Below are 15,670 nucleotides of genomic sequence, written 5' to 3'. Positions count from 1 at the left end.
ATAGTTGCCGCGGCCCGCACGGGGCGGGCCGGGCATCCTGGCTCAGAGAATGTTGAACGGAATGGTGGTGACGATACGCAGCTCGTCCAGGCTGCCATCGGCCTGGGCCTTGCTGGCACGGTGCGCGGTGTAGGTGGCGCGGATGCTGGTGTCTTTCAGCGGCCCGCTCTGTACCGCGTAGCTGGTGCCGATGCCCCATTCATAATGGGTCTCGCCGTCCATGCCATTGACGTCATACGCAGTGCCCCGGTAATGGGTGCCGTCGATGCCCCAGCCGCGCGCGTTGTACACGTTGAACTTGAGCCCCGGCACGCCGTAGGGCGCCATGTTCAGCACATAGGAGATCTGCAGGGATTTCTCGTTGGGGCCGTTGAAGTCCGACAGCAGCGAGTTGGCCAGGTAGATGCCGTTGGTCTCGTGCAGGTAGTCGAAGTACTCGTTGCCGTTGACCTGCTGCCAGGAGGCGGACAGCGTGTGGGCCTGGTGGGTGAGGCCGAACGACAGGCTGTAGGTGTCGTTGTCGATCTGGCCCATCTTCCGGCTGCCGGCGTCCACGGTCTTGTAGTAGTTCAGACCCGTGGTCAGGCTCAGCACCGCGCTGTCGCCCAGCACATGGTTGGCACCGAAGTAGTACTGGTTCCAGAAATCCTCGACCTTGGTGGCGTAGAGGCTGGTGTTCAGGCTCTTGAACGGCTGGTAGTTGACCCCGATGGTGCTGGCGCGGTCGGTTTCGACGCCAGTGGCGCTGTACTCGCTGCGGAACTTGCTCAGGCTCTGTTCGGTACGTGGCGAGACGCGGTCGAAGGTGCCCAGGTCGAACGACAGGTTGTCGAATTCGGCGCTGTGCAGGAAGGCACCCTGGAAGCTCGACGGCAGCGCACGGTTGCCGATGTAGGCCATCATCGGGGTATCGACCGTCTGGCGACCGACGGTCAGGGTGGTGTTGGACACCCGCGCCTTGACGTTGGCCAAGCCCATCTTGCTCCACTGGCCGATCACGTCGCCGTCGCTATGGGTGAGTGTACGGTTGTTCGGCCCGGCCACCGCGGCGCGGCCACGTTCCAGGGCGATGGCATTGTAACCGGCGGCTTCCACGGCGAAGCCCACGGTGCCCTGGGTGAAGCCCGAGCTGTAGTTGAGGATGGTGCCCTGCACCCAGTTGTCGCGGCTGTGGGTGGCGTGGCGGGTGCCGTCGCTCTTGTAGTACTTGAACAGCGGCGCGCGGGTGGCGCGTTCCCGGGCGTACCAGTTGCGCGTGCTGCCGGTCAGGCTCTGGCCTTCGAGAAAGCCGCTGGCCTCGGCCTGCTCACTGCTGGACTTCAGGGTGATGGGCACGAAATCCTGGCTGACAGGGTCGGCCTGTGCCGCCGTGGAAACTGCGCTTATGGCCAGGGCCAGTGCGGTGATGGTTGTACGTCTCAAGGTGAAGCTCCCTTTCTGTTTTCTAGTTATTCCCGTGCCTTGTGGGCCGGGCATGTTGCGGTACAGCGGTACTGCCAGGTTTGCCGCGGGATCGCCGGGCAAATTCGGGGAACCGGTAGATCAGGCTGCTGGCGCAGACCGTGTAGGAGCGGGCTTGCCCCGCGATCGAGGGCGAAGCCCTCGCCAGGCCGGCGCTTTGATGGATTCGGCCGGTTCGCGGGTCGCGGTCCGGTCAGTCGACACTCACACCGGAAAAGTCGTTACGCCCGAAGGGGCTGACCCGGAAGTCGTTGACCTTGGCGCTGATCGGCTGGTTGACCGTGGAGTGGGCCACCGGAGTGATCGGTACCTGTTGCTTGAGACGTTGCTGGGCTTGCTGGTAGAGCTGGGTGCGCTGCTCGCGGTCAGTGACCTGCTTGGCTTTCTTGACCAGCGTGTCGTATTGCGGGTCGCACCAGAGGGAATAGTTGTTGCTGCCGATGGCATCGCAGCTGTACAGGGTGCCCAGCCAGTTGTCCGGGTCACCGTTGTCGCCGGTCCAGCCGATCAGGGCGATGTCGTGTTCGCCGTTCTTCATGCGCTTGAGGTATTCGCCCCATTCGTAGCTGACGATGCGCACCTTGAAGCCGAGCTTGCTCCAGTCGGCCTGGAGCATTTCGGCCATCAGCTTGGCATTGGGGTTGTAGGGGCGCTGCACCGGCATGGCCCAAAGGGTGAGCTCGGTGCCTTCCTTGACCCCGGCCTGCTTGAGCAATTGCTTGGCTTTTTCCGGGTCGTACTTGGCGTCCTTGATGCTGGTGTCGTAGGACCATTGGGTCGGCGGCATGGCATTGACTGCCGTTTGGCCGGCCTCCTGGTACACGGCCTGGATGATCGCCTGCTTGTTCACGGCCATGTCCATGGCTTGGCGCACCTCAAGACGGTCGAAGGGCGGATGCTGGGTGTTGTAGGCGATGTAGCCGAGGTTGAAGCCAGGCTTTTGCAACACCTGCAGCTTGTCGTCGGCCTTGACCGACTGCAGGTCCGCCGGGCGCGGATGCAGGGTGACCTGGCATTCGTTGCGGCGCAGCTTCTGGATACGCACCGAGGGGTCGATGTTGATGGAGAACACCAGGTTGTCGAGCTTCACGTCCTCCGGCGCCCAGTAGTCCTTGTTGCCTTTGTAGCGGATCTGCGAGTCCTTCTGGTAACGCTGGAACACGAACGGACCGGTGCCGATCGGTTTCTGGTTGATGTCGCTGGGGCGGCCCTGGGCCAGCAGGTGGTCGGCGTACTCGGCGGAGAGGATGGAGGCGAAGCTCATGGCCAGGTTCTGGATGAACGCGGCGTCGACGCTGTTGAGAGTGAATACCACGGTCAGCGGGTCGGTCTTCTCGACCTTGGCGATGTTCTTGTCCAGGCCCATGCTGATGAAGTAGGGAAACTCGGTCGGGTAGGCCGTGCGGAACGGGTGGTTCTCGTCGAGCATGCGGTTGAAGGTGAACAGCACATCATCGGCATTGAAGTCGCGGCTTGGGGTGAAGGTCTTGTTGCCGTGGAACTTCACCCCTTCGCGCAGGTGGAAGGTATAGCGCAGGCCGTCTTCGGAGACCTCCCAACGGGTCGCCAGGCCGGGCTGGACAGCGGTGCCGCCACGTTCGAACTCGACCAGGCGGTTGTAGATCGGTTCGGCGGCATCGTTGTCGGTGGCGCTGGTGTACTGGGCGGTGTCGAAGCCGGCGGGGCTGCCTTCGGAGCAGAACACCAGGTTCTTGGCGAGCAGGGCAGGGGCTTGGGTCATCAGGCCGAGGCCGAGCAAGGTGCTGAGGAGTGTGGCGTGGCGCATGGCGAGTCCTTTTTCCGTCTGTTTTCGCCGCAATGGGTTGAATCGCGGCAACAGGGGTCCTGTCCCGATGCGGCCGGCATCAGGAGGGCGCTGGTTGCTGATTGCGTTCGTGGCGTTGGGTTCGCCGCAGGCCGTCAAGCCTGCGGCGCAGGGGCTGGCGCTATTTCTCCACGCTCACGCCGTAGAAGGAGTTCAGGCCGAAGGGGCTGATCTTGAAGTCCTTCACCTTGGCGCTCATCGGCTGGTAGACGGTGGAGTGGGCAATGGGCGTGATCGGCACCTGTTCCTTGAGGATGTGCTGTGCCTTTTGGTACAGCTCGGTGCGCTTGGCCTGGTCGGGGGTGGCCTTGGCTTGCTTGATCAGGTCGTCGTAGGGCTTGTAGCACCACTTGGAGAAGTTGTTGCCGTCCATGGCATCGCAGCCATAGAGGGTGCCCAGCCAGTTGTCCGGGTCGCCGTTGTCACCGCTCCAGCCGATCAGCATGGCGCCTTGTTCGCCGCCCTTGGAGCGTTTGATGTACTCGCCCCACTCGTAGCTGACGATCTTGGCCTTGATGCCGACCTTGGCCCAGTCGGACTGGAGCATCTCAGCCATCAGCTTGGCGTTGGGGTTGTAGGGGCGCTGCACCGGCATGGCCCACAGGGTGATCTCGGTGCCTTCCTTGATGCCGGCTTCCTTGAGCAACTGCTTGGCCTTCTCTGGATCGTACTGGGCATCCTTGATGGTGGTGTCGTAGGACCACTGGGTCGGTGGCATGGCGTTGACCGCCAGCTGGCCCGCGCCCTGGTACACCGACTCGATGATCTGCTGCTTGTTCACCGCCATGTCCAGGGCCTGGCGCACCTTCAGCTGGGCCAGGGGGTTGGGCTCGTTGCTGCCCTTGACCTTGTCCATCACGTTATAGGCGATGTAGCCGAGGTTGAAGCCGGCCTGTTCAGGCATCTGCAGCTTCGGGTCCTTCTTCAGCGGCTCGATGTCCGCCGGGCGTGGGAAGAGGGTGACCTGGCACTCGTTCTTCTTGAGCTTTTGCATGCGCACCGAGGCGTCGGTGCTGATGGCGAAGATCAGGTTGTCGATCTTCACATCGTCGGGGTTCCAGTAGTCCTTGTTGCCCTTGAAGCGGATCTGGGCGTCTTTCTGGTACTTGCTGAACACGAACGGGCCGGTGCCGATCGGCTTCTGGTTGATGTCGGCGGCCTTGCCCTGCTTGAGCAGCTGATCGGCGTATTCGGCGGACTGGATCGAGGCGAAGCTCATGGCCAGGTTCTGGATGAAGGCGGCGTCGACCTGGTTGAGGCTGAACTTGACGGTGTGATCGTCGATTTTCTCCACCTTGGCGATGTTCTTGTCCATGCCCATGTCGGTGAAGTAAGGGAATTCTGTGGGGTAGGCTTTGCGGAACGGGTGGTTCTTGTCGAGCATGCGGTTGAACGTGAACAGCACGTCGTCGGCGTTGAATTCGCGGGTCGGCTTGAAGAAGTCGGTGCTGTGGAACTTGACCCCTTCGCGTAGGTGGAAGGTGTAGGTCTTGCCATCCTCGGAAACGTCCCATTTGGTGGCCAGGCCCGGGATGACGGCGGTACCGCCGCGTTCGAACTGGGTCAGGCGGTTGAAGACGGTCTCAGCCGAGGCATCGAAGTCGGTTCCGGTGGTGTATTGGCCGGGGTCGAAGCCGGCAGGGCTGCCTTCGGAGCAGAACACCAGGTTGGTGGCTGCGAGTGCGGAAGGTGCGCCGGCGAGCAAGCCTGCGCCGACCAGAAACGGAATGACTGCGTGTTTTAGCATGGTGGCCTCATTGTTCTTTTTCGATTGAGGTGGCCTCGTGAGCCGACTTGCGGATACTTATGCAGGCGAGATTGCCAATGCAACAGGCAGAAGGATAGTTGGCGTCAAAATAGTGGGACCAACGTACATGGATGTCGCATCCATATAACTTTGCCGCAAGTTGTACGTTTGCGATGGTTTTTTGCCAGCAATTTGCCGTTTATTTGTTGATTTGCAAGTCAATAGGAAAGTGCTTTAAACGCTGTGGGAAAGGTCTTTTGGAACTGACAGTTCCAGCAATGTGGGTAAACAGAGAAGCGACAAGCGTTGCACCTGTCGCTTCGCCTATAGGTCCGATCAGGGCATCTGTACTTCGATCAGGCCATCGGCATTCATGCTGACTTCGCTGGTGCCGGCCTCGATGTCCGGTGCTGGGGCTGCTTCGTCGGCCGCCATGGCTTTCATGGCCATCGGCGCACTACGCAGGTAGGGGCGTGGGTAACCGCTGCTGTTGAGGTTCAGGCTGACCACCTTGTAGCCTTTGCCACCCAATGCCTCGGTGGCCAGCTGTGCGCGGGCCTTGAAGGCATCGACGGCGTCCTTGAGCAGGGCGTCTTCGCTGGCCTTGCGGGTGGCCGGGGCGATGGAGAAATCCATGCCGCCCATCTTCAGGTCCTGCAGCAGTTCGCCGGTGAGCTTGGACAGGGCAGGGAAGTCGGCGCTTTCCAGGCGCAGCTCCGCGCGCTCGCGCCAGCCGGTGATCTTCTGGCCCTTGCTGTCGTACACCGGGTAGCTGTTGCGGCTGCCCTGACTGATCTTCACATCCTTGACCTGGCGCGCCTGCTGCACGGCCTTGTTCATGGTCTCGGTGATTTCCTTGGCCAGCTTGCCGGGGTCGCTGTTCTGGGCTTCGCTGTAGAGCGTCACGACCATCAGGTCGCGTGCCACTTCCTTGCTGACTTCGGCGCGCAGCGATACCTGGTTGTAGCGGGGCGCTTCGGCTGCCAGCGCCGGCAGGCTGGCCAACAGGCCACAGGACAGGATCAGCGCAGTGCTGCGACGAGGTAATTGCATGGTTGACTCCTTGGCAAAAAGAAAGCGTGGGGGCGATGTCCTTGCCACGCATGGCCCATCAGACCGGCAACAGTGTAGTGGGTTCCTAAGTGCCATCATGAACCTGTGACAAAGTGTGGCGCTTTGCCGCATTGCTGCTGTGCGGTGCCTGGCTTCGGTATACTCCAGGCGATTGTCCTGGAGCACTCATCAGGAGAGCTCATGCTCGCTGCCGTTCACCCGCTGTCCGCTACCCGCCAGAACCTCTGGCGCCTGACCTTCATCCGCATCCTGGTCCTGGCCGCCCAGGCCGGTTCCGTAGGCGTGGCCTACTGGACCGAGCTGCTGCCGTTGCCCTGGCTGTCGCTGGCGGCGACGCTGGCACTTTCGTCGCTGCTGTGCGCGTTCACGGCCTTGCGCCTGCGTCTGTCGTTGCCGGTCACCGAGCTGGAATATGCCTTCCAACTGGCCTGCGACCTGCTGATCCACAGCGCCTTGCTGTATTACTCGGGGGGCTCGACCAACCCCTTCGTTTCCTATTACCTGGTGCCGCTGGCGATTGCCGCGGTGACCTTGCCATGGATCTACTCGCTGGTGCTGTCGGGCATCGCGTTGGTGGCCTACAGCCTGCTGCTGGTGCAGTTCTACCCGCTCGAGACCTTGCCTATGGCGCGCGACAAGATGCAGGTCTACGGCATGTGGCTGAGCATCGCCCTGGCCGCTGGGGTGATCACCTTCTTCGCCGCGCGCATGGCCGAGGAGCTGCGCCGCCAGGAAAAGCTGCGCGCCGACCGGCGCGAAGAGAGCCTGCGCGACGAACAACTGCTGGCGGTGGCCACCCAGGCCGCAGGCGCCGCCCACGAGCTGGGTACGCCACTGGCGACCATGAGCGTGCTGCTCAACGAGATGCGCCAGGACCATACCGACCCGCAATTGCAGGAAGACCTGGAGGTGCTCCAGGACCAGGTCAAGCTGTGCAAGGAGACCTTGCAGCAGCTGGTGCGCGCGGCCGAAGCCAACCGCCGGATGAGCGTGGTGGAGCAGGAGGTGACCGCCTGGCTGGACGAGGCGCTCAACCGTTGGCACCTGATGCGGCCGGAGACCACGTACCGCTTCCAGCGCCTGCGCGACGGCGCGGTACCACGCCTGACGCCACCGCCGGACCTGACCCAGGCACTGTTGAACCTGCTGAACAATGCCGCCGATGCCTGCCCAGACGACCTGGAAGTACAGCTGGACTGGGACGAGCAGGACATCATCATCAGCATTCGTGACCACGGGCCAGGCATTCCCGTGGCGATTGCCGAGGCGATCGGCAAACCCTTCTTTACCACCAAGGGCAAAGGCTTCGGCCTGGGCCTGTTCCTGAGCAAGGCCAGCGTGACCCGTGCTGGCGGCTCGGTGAAACTCTATAGTCATGAACAGGGCGGCACCCTCACCGAGCTGCGCCTGCCCCATGGCAAGCGAGGAGATGAACGATGAGCGAAGAAAACCTGGTCGAAGGCGAAGAGCTGCCGCACCTGTTGCTGGTGGACGACGACGCCACCTTCACCCGTGTCATGGCGCGGGCCATGAGCCGCCGCGGCTTCCGCGTGAGCACCGCTTCCAGTGCCGAGGAGGGCTTGGTGCTGGCCAAGCAGGACGTGCCTGACTACGCCACCCTGGACCTGAAGATGGATGGCGATTCGGGGTTGGTGTTGCTGCCCAAGCTGCTGGAGCTGGACCCGGAGATGCGTGTGCTGATCCTGACGGGGTATTCCAGCATCGCCACCGCGGTCGAGGCGATCAAGCGCGGGGCCTGCAACTACCTGTGCAAGCCGGCGGACGCGGACGATGTCCTGGCGGCGTTGTTGTCCGAGCATGCGGACTTGGATTCGCTGGTGCCGGAGAATCCGATGTCGGTGGATCGGTTGCAGTGGGAGCACATCCAGCGGGTGCTGGCCGAGCATGATGGGAACATCTCGGCGACGGCGCGTGCGCTGGGGATGCACCGGCGTACGCTGCAGCGCAAGTTGCAGAAGCGGCCTGTGCGGCGCTGATCGACTCACCGGGGCGTTCAGTGGTTGGGGGGCGGTGATGGGGCTGCTCCGCAGCCCATCGCCGGCAAGCCGGCTCCCACAGGGACCAAGACAGGCGCCCCTCCGTGGGGGCCGGCTTGCCGGCGATAGGGCCAGGGCAGCCAACCCAACTGCATGAGCCTGCCAGCAGCGGCCACCGTTGCCGGTGAAATTTCGCGGAACGCCTCCGTTCCCCGCAAATCCCCCCAGTTCGCGTATCATCAGCCCCCTAACGGCAACCCCTCAGGACCCGCAATGCTCGCCCTTCTCATCCAGACGCTGAACATCACGGCCCCGGTGTTCGCCATGCTGTTCCTGGGCGTGCTCCTCAAGCGTATCCGCCTGATCGACGACAACTTCATCAAGGTCGCTTCGTCGCTGGTGTTCAACGTCTGCATGCCGGCCCTACTGTTCCTCGGCATCTACCACGCCGACCTTACCACTGCCGTCAAACCCGGCGTGCTGCTCTATTTCATCATCGCGACCCTGGCGAGTTTCGCGCTGTCCTGGGGCCTGGCCATCTGGCGCAGCCCCAGGCCCGACCGCGGCATCTACACCCAGGGCGCCTTTCGCGGCAACAACGGGGTGATCGGCCTGGCCCTGGCGGCCAGCTTGTACGGCGACTACGGCATCTCCCTGGGCGCGGTGCTCGCCGGCCTGGTGATCCTCATGTACAACTCCTTGTCCACCATCGTGCTCGCCGTCTACAGCCCGGACCTCAAGTCCGACCCCGTGAGCATCTGCAAGAGCATCTTCAGCAACCCGCTGATCATCAGCGTGCTGCTCGCTACGCCCATGGCCTACGGCCAGGTGCCACTGCCCAACTGGTTACTGACCTCCAGCGACTACCTCGCCCAGATGACCTTGCCATTGGCCTTGATCTGCATCGGCGGGACCTTGTCCATGGCCGCGTTGCGTGACAGTGGCAGGCTGGCCATCGATGCCAGCCTGGTCAAGGTGGTCTGGTTGCCCCTGATCGGCACGTTGGGCGCCTGGCTCTGTGGGTTCCGTGGTGCCGAGCTGGGCATCCTGTTCCTCTATATCGGTAGTCCGACCGCGGCGGCCAGCTATGTGATGGCGCGGGCGGCGAACGGCAACCACGAACTGGCGGCCTCGATCATCGTGATCACCACCTTGCTCGCCGCGATCACCACCAATATCGGCATTTTCATCTTGCAGTGGGGAGGTTGGATCTAGATCCTTCACTGCACATGACACCTACAACAACACGCCTCCCGACCTGAGGACACTTCATGCAAGACCAGAGCACGCCCGAGCGGTTACAGCGCGGGTTGAAGAATCGCCATATCCAGCTCATCGCGCTGGGCGGGGCCATCGGCACCGGGCTGTTCCTGGGCATCGCCCAGACCATCCAGCTGGCCGGCCCGTCCGTGCTGCTGGGCTACGCCATTGCCGGCCTGATGGCCTTCTTGATCATGCGTCAGCTGGGCGAGATGGTGGTCGAGGAGCCGGTCGCCGGCAGCTTCAGCCACTTCGCCCACCAGTACTGGAGCGAGTTCGCAGGCTTCGTCTCTGGCTGGAACTACTGGGTGGTGTACGTGCTGGTGGGCATGGCCGAGCTGACCGCGGTGGGCATCTATGTCCAGTACTGGTGGCCGGACTTCCCCACCTGGGCCACGGCGGCGATCTTCTTCGTGGTGATCAATGCCATCAACCTGACCCAGGTGAAGGTCTACGGTGAGCTGGAGTTCTGGTTCGCCCTGGTCAAGGTGGTGGCGATCGTCAGCATGATCGGCTTCGGCGCCTGGTTGTTGGGCAGCGGCCATGGCGGGCCGGATGCCAGCGTGGCGAACCTGTGGCAGTTCGGCGGGTTCTTCCCCAACGGCGTCACTGGCTTGATCATGGCCCTGGCGGTGATCATGTTCTCCTTCGGTGGGCTGGAGCTGGTGGGCATCACCGCGGCCGAGGCGGACAACCCGCGCGAGAGCATCCCCAAGGCCACCAACCAGGTGGTCTACCGTATCCTGATTTTCTACATCGGCGCGCTGGCGGTGCTGCTGTCGCTGTACCCATGGCAGAAAGTGGTGCAGGGCGGCAGCCCGTTCGTGATGATCTTCCATGAACTGGACAGCGACCTGGTGGCGACCGTCCTCAACATCGTGGTGCTCACGGCTGCGCTGTCGGTGTACAACAGCTGTGTCTATGCCAACAGCCGCATGCTGTTCGGCCTGGCCAGCCAGGGCGATGCGCCACGCCAGCTGCTCAAGGTCAGCCGCCGTGGCGTACCGTTGACGGCGCTGGGCGTTTCGGCATTCGCCACCGGCCTGTGCGTGCTGATCAACTACCTGATGCCGGGCGAAGCCTTCGGCCTGCTCATGGCCCTGGCGGTGTCGGCCCTGGTGATCAACTGGGCAAGCATCAGCATCACCCACCTGAAGTTCCGCAAGGCCAAGCTGGCCGTTGGGATCACCCCGTTCTACCGCAGCTTGTGGCACCCGTTGAGCAACTACCTGTGCCTGGCGTTCATCGTACTGATCCTGGTGGTGATGTACCTGACGCCGCCGATCCGCATCTCGGTGATGTTGATCCCGTTGTGGATCGCGGTGCTGTGGATCGCGTTCCGGATGAAGAAGGCGCGTCAGGTTCGTCGTTAGGTTTTCTGCGCCTAAGAGACCCGCCTAAGCCCTATATCAATCAGTGCTGGCGCCGCCACGCCCGTACCGTGGTGTACAGCAACACCGCAGCCAGCACCGGCAAGACGTAGAACAACATCAGGTGTTCCAGCCGCCCGGCCAGAGGCATGCCTGTGGTGAAGGCCACCACATGCAGGCCGTAGGCCAGGTAGAGGCAGAGAAATACCAGCCCTTCGGCACGGGTGACGCGGTAGCCGGAATAGAACACCGGCAGGCTCAACACCGCGACACCCAACATCACGGGCAGGTCGAAGTCCAGGGCGTTGGGCGAAATCGACAGAGGCTCTGGCGCGACCACTGCGGTCAGGCCCAGCACGGCCAGCAGGTTGAACAGGTTGCTGCCGATCACCGTGCCCACCGCGATCTCCCGTTCACCACGCAGCGCTGCGATCAGGGCGGCGGCCAGCTCCGGCAAGGACGTGCAGACGGCAACCACCGTGAGGCCGATGATGCGTTCGGAGAGCCCCAGGTCGGTGGCCACTTCTACGGCAGCTTCGAGCAGCAAATGGCCGGCGAGACTCAGCAGGCCCAGGCCCAGCAGCACCTGCAGTATTGCGCCGCTCCAGAAGCGCCCGGCACTGGTGTGCACGGTTTCCGGGGCAGGGTAGGTACGGGCGTAATGCCGTGACTGGTGCCACAGCATGCCCAGGTAGCCCAGCAAGCCCAGGACCAGCAGCAGGCCTTCGAGCCGGCCCAGCAGGCCATTGCCGGCCAGCAGGTAGACCAGGCCGCTGGCGGCGATCATCAGTGGGATATCCAGGCGCACCAACTGCCGGGAAACGCGCAGGGGAATAACCAGCGCCGCCAGCCCGAGAATCACCAGCACATTGAAGATGTTGCTGCCGATCACGCTGCCCACCGCGACGTCAGGGGCGCCCTGGAAGGCCGCCTGCAGGCTCACGGTCAATTGTGGCGCGGTGCTGCCGAAGGCCACCAGGCTCAGGCCGATGATCAGCGGGCGCACGTGCAGGCGCAGGGCCAGGCGAAGCGCGGCGCGCACCAGCAGCTCGGCACCGATCACCAGCAACACCAGGCCGAAGCCCAGTTGCAGGAGGCTGAAGGTGGGGAGGGTGGCCAGGTCGAAAATGGTCGGGACTCCTGTCAGGTCAGTCGCTTAGCCCTTGTACCCGGACGCGCGCCGTTCCGCTACGGATCATGCCGATTTTTTCTGCTGCGGCCCGTGACAGGTCGATCAATCGGCCGCGGGTATGCGGGCCTCGGTCGTTGATGCGTACCACGACGCTGCGTTTGTTGGCCAGGTTGGTGACCAGCACCCGGCTGCCGAAGGGCAGGCTGCGGTGGGCGGCGGTCAGGCCATGTTGGTTGAAGCGCTCGCCGCTGGCAGTGCGTTTGCCGTGATGGCGGGAGCCATAATAGGAGGCGACGCCGGTCTGGTCATAGCCTCGGGAATCGATGTCGCGGGAAGCGATGTCATGGCTGGCACAGCCGGCCAGCAGGGAGAAGAGCGCGAGGGCGCTGAAAGAACGGCGTATCAATTCAGGTGCTCCGTTATAAGGAAGCAGTAGGCGAGGGCGTTACCCTCGATCGCGGCACAAGGCCGCTCCTACAGGGCTTCGAACCTGTAGGAGCAGCCTTGTGCCGCGATGGGTCGCCAAGCGGCCCCAATACCGCGTTACCCTTCGAGCTTGGCCTTGAGCAATTGGTTCACTTGCCCCGGGTTGGCCTTGCCTTTGGACGCCTTCATCGCCTGGCCGACGAAGAAGCCGAACATCTTGCCGCGCTTGGCCTCGTCGGCGGCGCGATACTGTTCGACCTGTTCGGCATTGGCGGCGAGCACTTCGTCGAGCATCTTGTCGATCGCGCCGGTGTCGGTGACCTGCTTGAGGCCACGGCTTTCGATGATGCTGTCGGCATCGCCTTCACCGGCGGCCATGGCCTCGAACACGGTCTTGGCGATCTTGCCGCTGATGGTGTTGTCACGGATGCGCAGCAGCATGCCGCCGAGCTGCTCGGCGCTCACCGGTGCCTGGTCGATCTCCACGCCCAGCTTGTTGAGCAGGCTGCCCAGTTCGACCATCACCCAGTTGGCGGCCAGCTTGGCGTCACCACCGATGCGAGCGACTTCTTCGAAGTAGTCGGCCTGTTCACGGCTGGCGGCCAGCACGTTGGCGTCATAGGCCGACAGGCCATACTGGCTCTGGAAACGCTCGACCTTCTGTTGCGGCAGCTCCGGCAGGCCGGCGCGGACGGTTTCGAGGAAGCTGTCCTCGATGACCACCGGCAGCAGGTCCGGGTCGGGGAAGTAACGGTAGTCGTTGGCTTCCTCCTTGCTGCGCATGGAGCGGGTCTCGTCCTTGTTCGGATCGTACAGGCGGGTTTCCTGGACCACCTTGCCGCCGTCCTCGATCAGGTCGATCTGGCGCTGGATCTCGCTGTTGATGGCGCGTTCGATGAAGCGGAACGAGTTGACGTTCTTGATCTCGCAGCGCGTGCCGAACTCGGCCTGGCCCTTCGGCCGTACCGAGACGTTGCAGTCGCAGCGCAGCGAGCCTTCGGCCATGTTGCCGTCGCAGATGCCCAGGTAGCGCACCAGGGCGTGGATCGCCTTGACGTAGGCCACCGCTTCCTTGGCACTGCGCATGTCAGGTTCGGAGACGATCTCCAGCAGCGGGGTGCCGGCGCGGTTCAGGTCGATGCCGGTGGAGCCGCTGAAGTCTTCGTGCAGGCTCTTGCCGGCGTCTTCCTCCAGGTGCGCGCGGGTGATGCCGATGCGCTTGATGGTGCCGTCTTCCAGGGCGATGTCCAGGTGGCCCTTGCCGACGATCGGCAGGTCCATCTGGCTGATCTGGTAGCCCTTGGGCAGGTCCGGGTAGAAGTAGTTCTTGCGCGCGAACACGTTGCGCTTGCCGATCTGGGCATCGATGGCCAGGCCGAACATGCAGGCCATGCGCACGGCTTCCTGGTTCAGCACCGGCAGGACGCCAGGCATGCCGAGGTCGACCAGGCTGGCCTGGGTGTTCGGTTCGGAGCCGAAGGTGGTGGCGCTGCCGGAGAAGATCTTCGACTGGGTGGCGAGCTGGGTATGAATCTCCAGCCCGATCACAACTTCCCATTGCATGTGTGAATTCCTCAGAAGCCGTTAGGAGCGCGGGTGTGCCAGTCGGTGACTTGCTGGTAGCGGTGCGCGACGTTGAGCAGGCGGCCTTCCTGGAAGTACGGGGCCAGCAGCTGCACGCCGACCGGCAGGCCATCGACGAAACCGGCCGGCATCGACAGGCCCGGCAGGCCCGCCAGGTTGGCGGTGATGGTGTAGACGTCCTCGAGGTAGGCGGCGACCGGGTCGCTGCTCTTGGCGCCGAGCTTCCAGGCCGGGTTCGGCGTGGTCGGGCCAAGGATCAGGTCGACATCGTTGAAGGCGGCCATGAAGTCGTTCTTGATCAGGCGGCGGATCTGTTGCGCCTTCACGTAGTAGGCGTCGTAGTAGCCGGCGGACAGGGCGTAGGTGCCGACCATGATACGGCGCTGCACTTCGACGCCGAAGCCTTCGCCACGGGAGCGCTTGTACAGGTCGGTGAGGTCTTTGGGCTCCTCGCAGCGGTAACCGAAGCGTACGCCGTCGAAGCGCGACAGGTTGGAGGAAGCTTCTGCCGGTGCGATCACGTAGTACGCGGGGATAGCGTGCTGCATGTTCGGCAGGCTGATTTCCTTGATCACCGCGCCGAGCTTCTGCAGTTCTTTGACGCTGGCCTGGACCAGGTCGGCGATGCGCGGGTCGAGGCCGGCGCCGAAGTATTCCTTCGGCAGGCCGATGCGCAGGCCTTCGAGCGGCGCGTTCAGGTTGGCGCTGTAGTCCGGCACCGGCTCGTCGATGCTGGTGGAGTCCTTGGCGTCGAAACCGGCCATGCCTTGCAGCAGCAGGGCGCAGTCTTCGGCGGTGCGGGCCATCGGGCCGCCCTGGTCGAGGCTCGAGGCATAGGCGATCATGCCCCAGCGCGAGACGCGGCCGTAGGTCGGCTTGAGGCCGGTGAGGTTGGTCAGGGCCGCCGGCTGGCGGATAGAGCCGCCGGTATCGGTGCCGGTGGCCACTGGCAGCAGGCGCGCGGCCACCGCGGCGGCCGAACCGCCCGAGGAGCCGCCCGGGACGTGCTCGAGGTTCCACGGGTTCTTCACCGCGCCATAGTGGCTGGACTCGTTGGCCGAGCCCATGGCGAATTCGTCCATGTTGGTCTTGCCCAGGGTGACCATGCCGGCTTCGGCCAGCTTGGCGACCACGGTGGCGTCATAGGGTGCCTTGAAGTTGTCGAGCATCTTCGAACCGCAGCTGGTGCGGATGCCGCTGGTGCAGAACAGGTCCTTGTGGGCGATCGGTGCGCCAAGCAGGGCACCGGCTTCGCCGTTGGCGCGGCGGGCGTCGGCGGCGCGAGCTTGTTGCAGTGCCTGTTCCTCGGTGACGCTGATGAAGCTGTTGATCTGAGGGTCGAGCTGCTTGATACGCGCCAGCAGGGCGCCGGTCAGCTCTTCGGAAGAAAACGACTTGTCGGCGAGTCCGCGGGCGATCTCGGCCAGGGTCAATTGATGCATGGCAGGCTCTTTCCCTTACTCGATGACTTTCGGAACCAGGTACAGGCCGTTTTCGGTCGCCGGGGCGATGGCCTGGTAGCGGTCGCGCTGGTTGCTTTCGGTGACCTGGTCGGGGCGCAGGCGCTGGCTGGCCTCCAGGGGGTGGGCCAGGGGCTCGATGCCGCTGGTGTCGACGGCTTGCATCTGGTCGACCAGCCCGAGAATACTGTTCAAGGCATCGGTAATGCGTGGCAGTTCGCCTTCATTCAGGCCCAGGCGGGCCAGATGGGCGATCTTTTCCACGTCGCAGCGTTGAAGCGCCATGGGGATCTCCAGGAGAAACGGAACGGATGGGGTCCGAAGTGAGGAACAT

Annotated in this window: 13 protein-coding genes; 4 read left to right on the top strand and 9 right to left on the bottom strand. The window is 63.5% G+C overall.

Annotation, left to right across the window (positions count from 1 at the left end):
* Positions 1–42 precede the first annotated feature (42 nt).
* The 4 genes from AC1MHZ_RS05755 to AC1MHZ_RS05740 all read right to left on the bottom strand — a co-directional run bounded on the left by AC1MHZ_RS05755 (position 43) and on the right by AC1MHZ_RS05740 (position 6,086).
* Positions 43–1,422, bottom strand: a complete 1,380-nt coding sequence (locus tag AC1MHZ_RS05755) for an OprD family porin (RefSeq protein WP_084854564.1) — start codon at positions 1,420–1,422, stop codon at positions 43–45.
* 232 nt (positions 1,423–1,654) lie between these two features.
* Positions 1,655–3,247, bottom strand: a complete 1,593-nt coding sequence (locus AC1MHZ_RS05750) for an ABC transporter substrate-binding protein (protein WP_482966121.1) — start codon at positions 3,245–3,247, stop codon at positions 1,655–1,657.
* 160 nt (positions 3,248–3,407) lie between these two features.
* Positions 3,408–5,033, bottom strand: a complete 1,626-nt coding sequence (locus tag AC1MHZ_RS05745) for an ABC transporter substrate-binding protein (RefSeq protein WP_196143624.1) — start codon at positions 5,031–5,033, stop codon at positions 3,408–3,410.
* A gap of 336 nt (positions 5,034–5,369) precedes the next feature.
* Positions 5,370–6,086 (bottom strand): SIMPL domain-containing protein, encoded by a 717-nt coding sequence (locus tag AC1MHZ_RS05740; RefSeq protein WP_224456821.1) that lies wholly within the window; start codon positions 6,084–6,086, stop codon positions 5,370–5,372.
* A 201-nt stretch (positions 6,087–6,287) separates the two neighbouring features.
* On the opposite strand from AC1MHZ_RS05740, the gene AC1MHZ_RS05735 reads away from it, so the two are divergent.
* The 4 genes from AC1MHZ_RS05735 to AC1MHZ_RS05720 all read left to right on the top strand — a co-directional run bounded on the left by AC1MHZ_RS05735 (position 6,288) and on the right by AC1MHZ_RS05720 (position 10,737).
* On the top strand, positions 6,288–7,547 hold the full coding sequence (locus AC1MHZ_RS05735; protein ID WP_084854560.1) for an ATP-binding protein: 1,260 nt from the start codon (positions 6,288–6,290) through the stop codon (positions 7,545–7,547).
* Complete coding sequence (locus AC1MHZ_RS05730) at positions 7,544–8,104, top strand: response regulator transcription factor (protein ID WP_084854559.1); 561 nt, start codon at positions 7,544–7,546, stop codon at positions 8,102–8,104. The genes AC1MHZ_RS05735 and AC1MHZ_RS05730 overlap by 4 nt, the downstream gene beginning before the upstream one ends.
* Before the next feature lie 273 nt (positions 8,105–8,377).
* Positions 8,378–9,319, top strand: a complete 942-nt coding sequence (locus tag AC1MHZ_RS05725; protein WP_084854558.1) for an AEC family transporter — start codon at positions 8,378–8,380, stop codon at positions 9,317–9,319.
* Between the two features lie 56 nt (positions 9,320–9,375).
* Positions 9,376–10,737, top strand: a complete 1,362-nt coding sequence (locus AC1MHZ_RS05720; RefSeq protein WP_084854557.1) for an amino acid permease — start codon at positions 9,376–9,378, stop codon at positions 10,735–10,737.
* Positions 10,738–10,777: 40 nt separating this feature from the next.
* On the opposite strand, the gene AC1MHZ_RS05715 is transcribed toward AC1MHZ_RS05720, so the two are convergent.
* The 5 genes from AC1MHZ_RS05715 to gatC form a co-directional block, all read right to left on the bottom strand.
* The gene (locus tag AC1MHZ_RS05715) at positions 10,778–11,821 is read right to left on the bottom strand and encodes a calcium/sodium antiporter (protein WP_084854556.1); all 1,044 of its coding nucleotides are present in this window, start codon (positions 11,819–11,821) and stop codon (positions 10,778–10,780) included.
* A gap of 61 nt (positions 11,822–11,882) precedes the next feature.
* Positions 11,883–12,269, bottom strand: a complete 387-nt coding sequence (locus AC1MHZ_RS05710; protein WP_084854597.1) for a septal ring lytic transglycosylase RlpA family protein — start codon at positions 12,267–12,269, stop codon at positions 11,883–11,885.
* Positions 12,270–12,409: 140 nt separating this feature from the next.
* Positions 12,410–13,855, bottom strand: a complete 1,446-nt coding sequence (gene gatB / locus AC1MHZ_RS05705; protein WP_084854555.1) for an Asp-tRNA(Asn)/Glu-tRNA(Gln) amidotransferase subunit GatB — start codon at positions 13,853–13,855, stop codon at positions 12,410–12,412.
* An 11-nt stretch (positions 13,856–13,866) separates the two neighbouring features.
* Positions 13,867–15,318: an Asp-tRNA(Asn)/Glu-tRNA(Gln) amidotransferase subunit GatA gene (gene gatA / locus AC1MHZ_RS05700; protein ID WP_084854554.1), complete on the bottom strand. Its 1,452-nt coding sequence runs from the start codon at positions 15,316–15,318 to the stop codon at positions 13,867–13,869.
* Positions 15,319–15,333: 15 nt separating this feature from the next.
* A complete protein-coding gene (gene gatC, locus AC1MHZ_RS05695; protein ID WP_084854553.1) occupies positions 15,334–15,621 on the bottom strand; it encodes an Asp-tRNA(Asn)/Glu-tRNA(Gln) amidotransferase subunit GatC in 288 nt (95 codons plus the stop codon).
* Positions 15,622–15,670 lie beyond the last annotated feature (49 nt).

Source organism: Pseudomonas sp. FA-1 (assembly GCF_056856075.1).
This window is presented reverse-complemented; position numbering and strand designations above follow the sequence as displayed.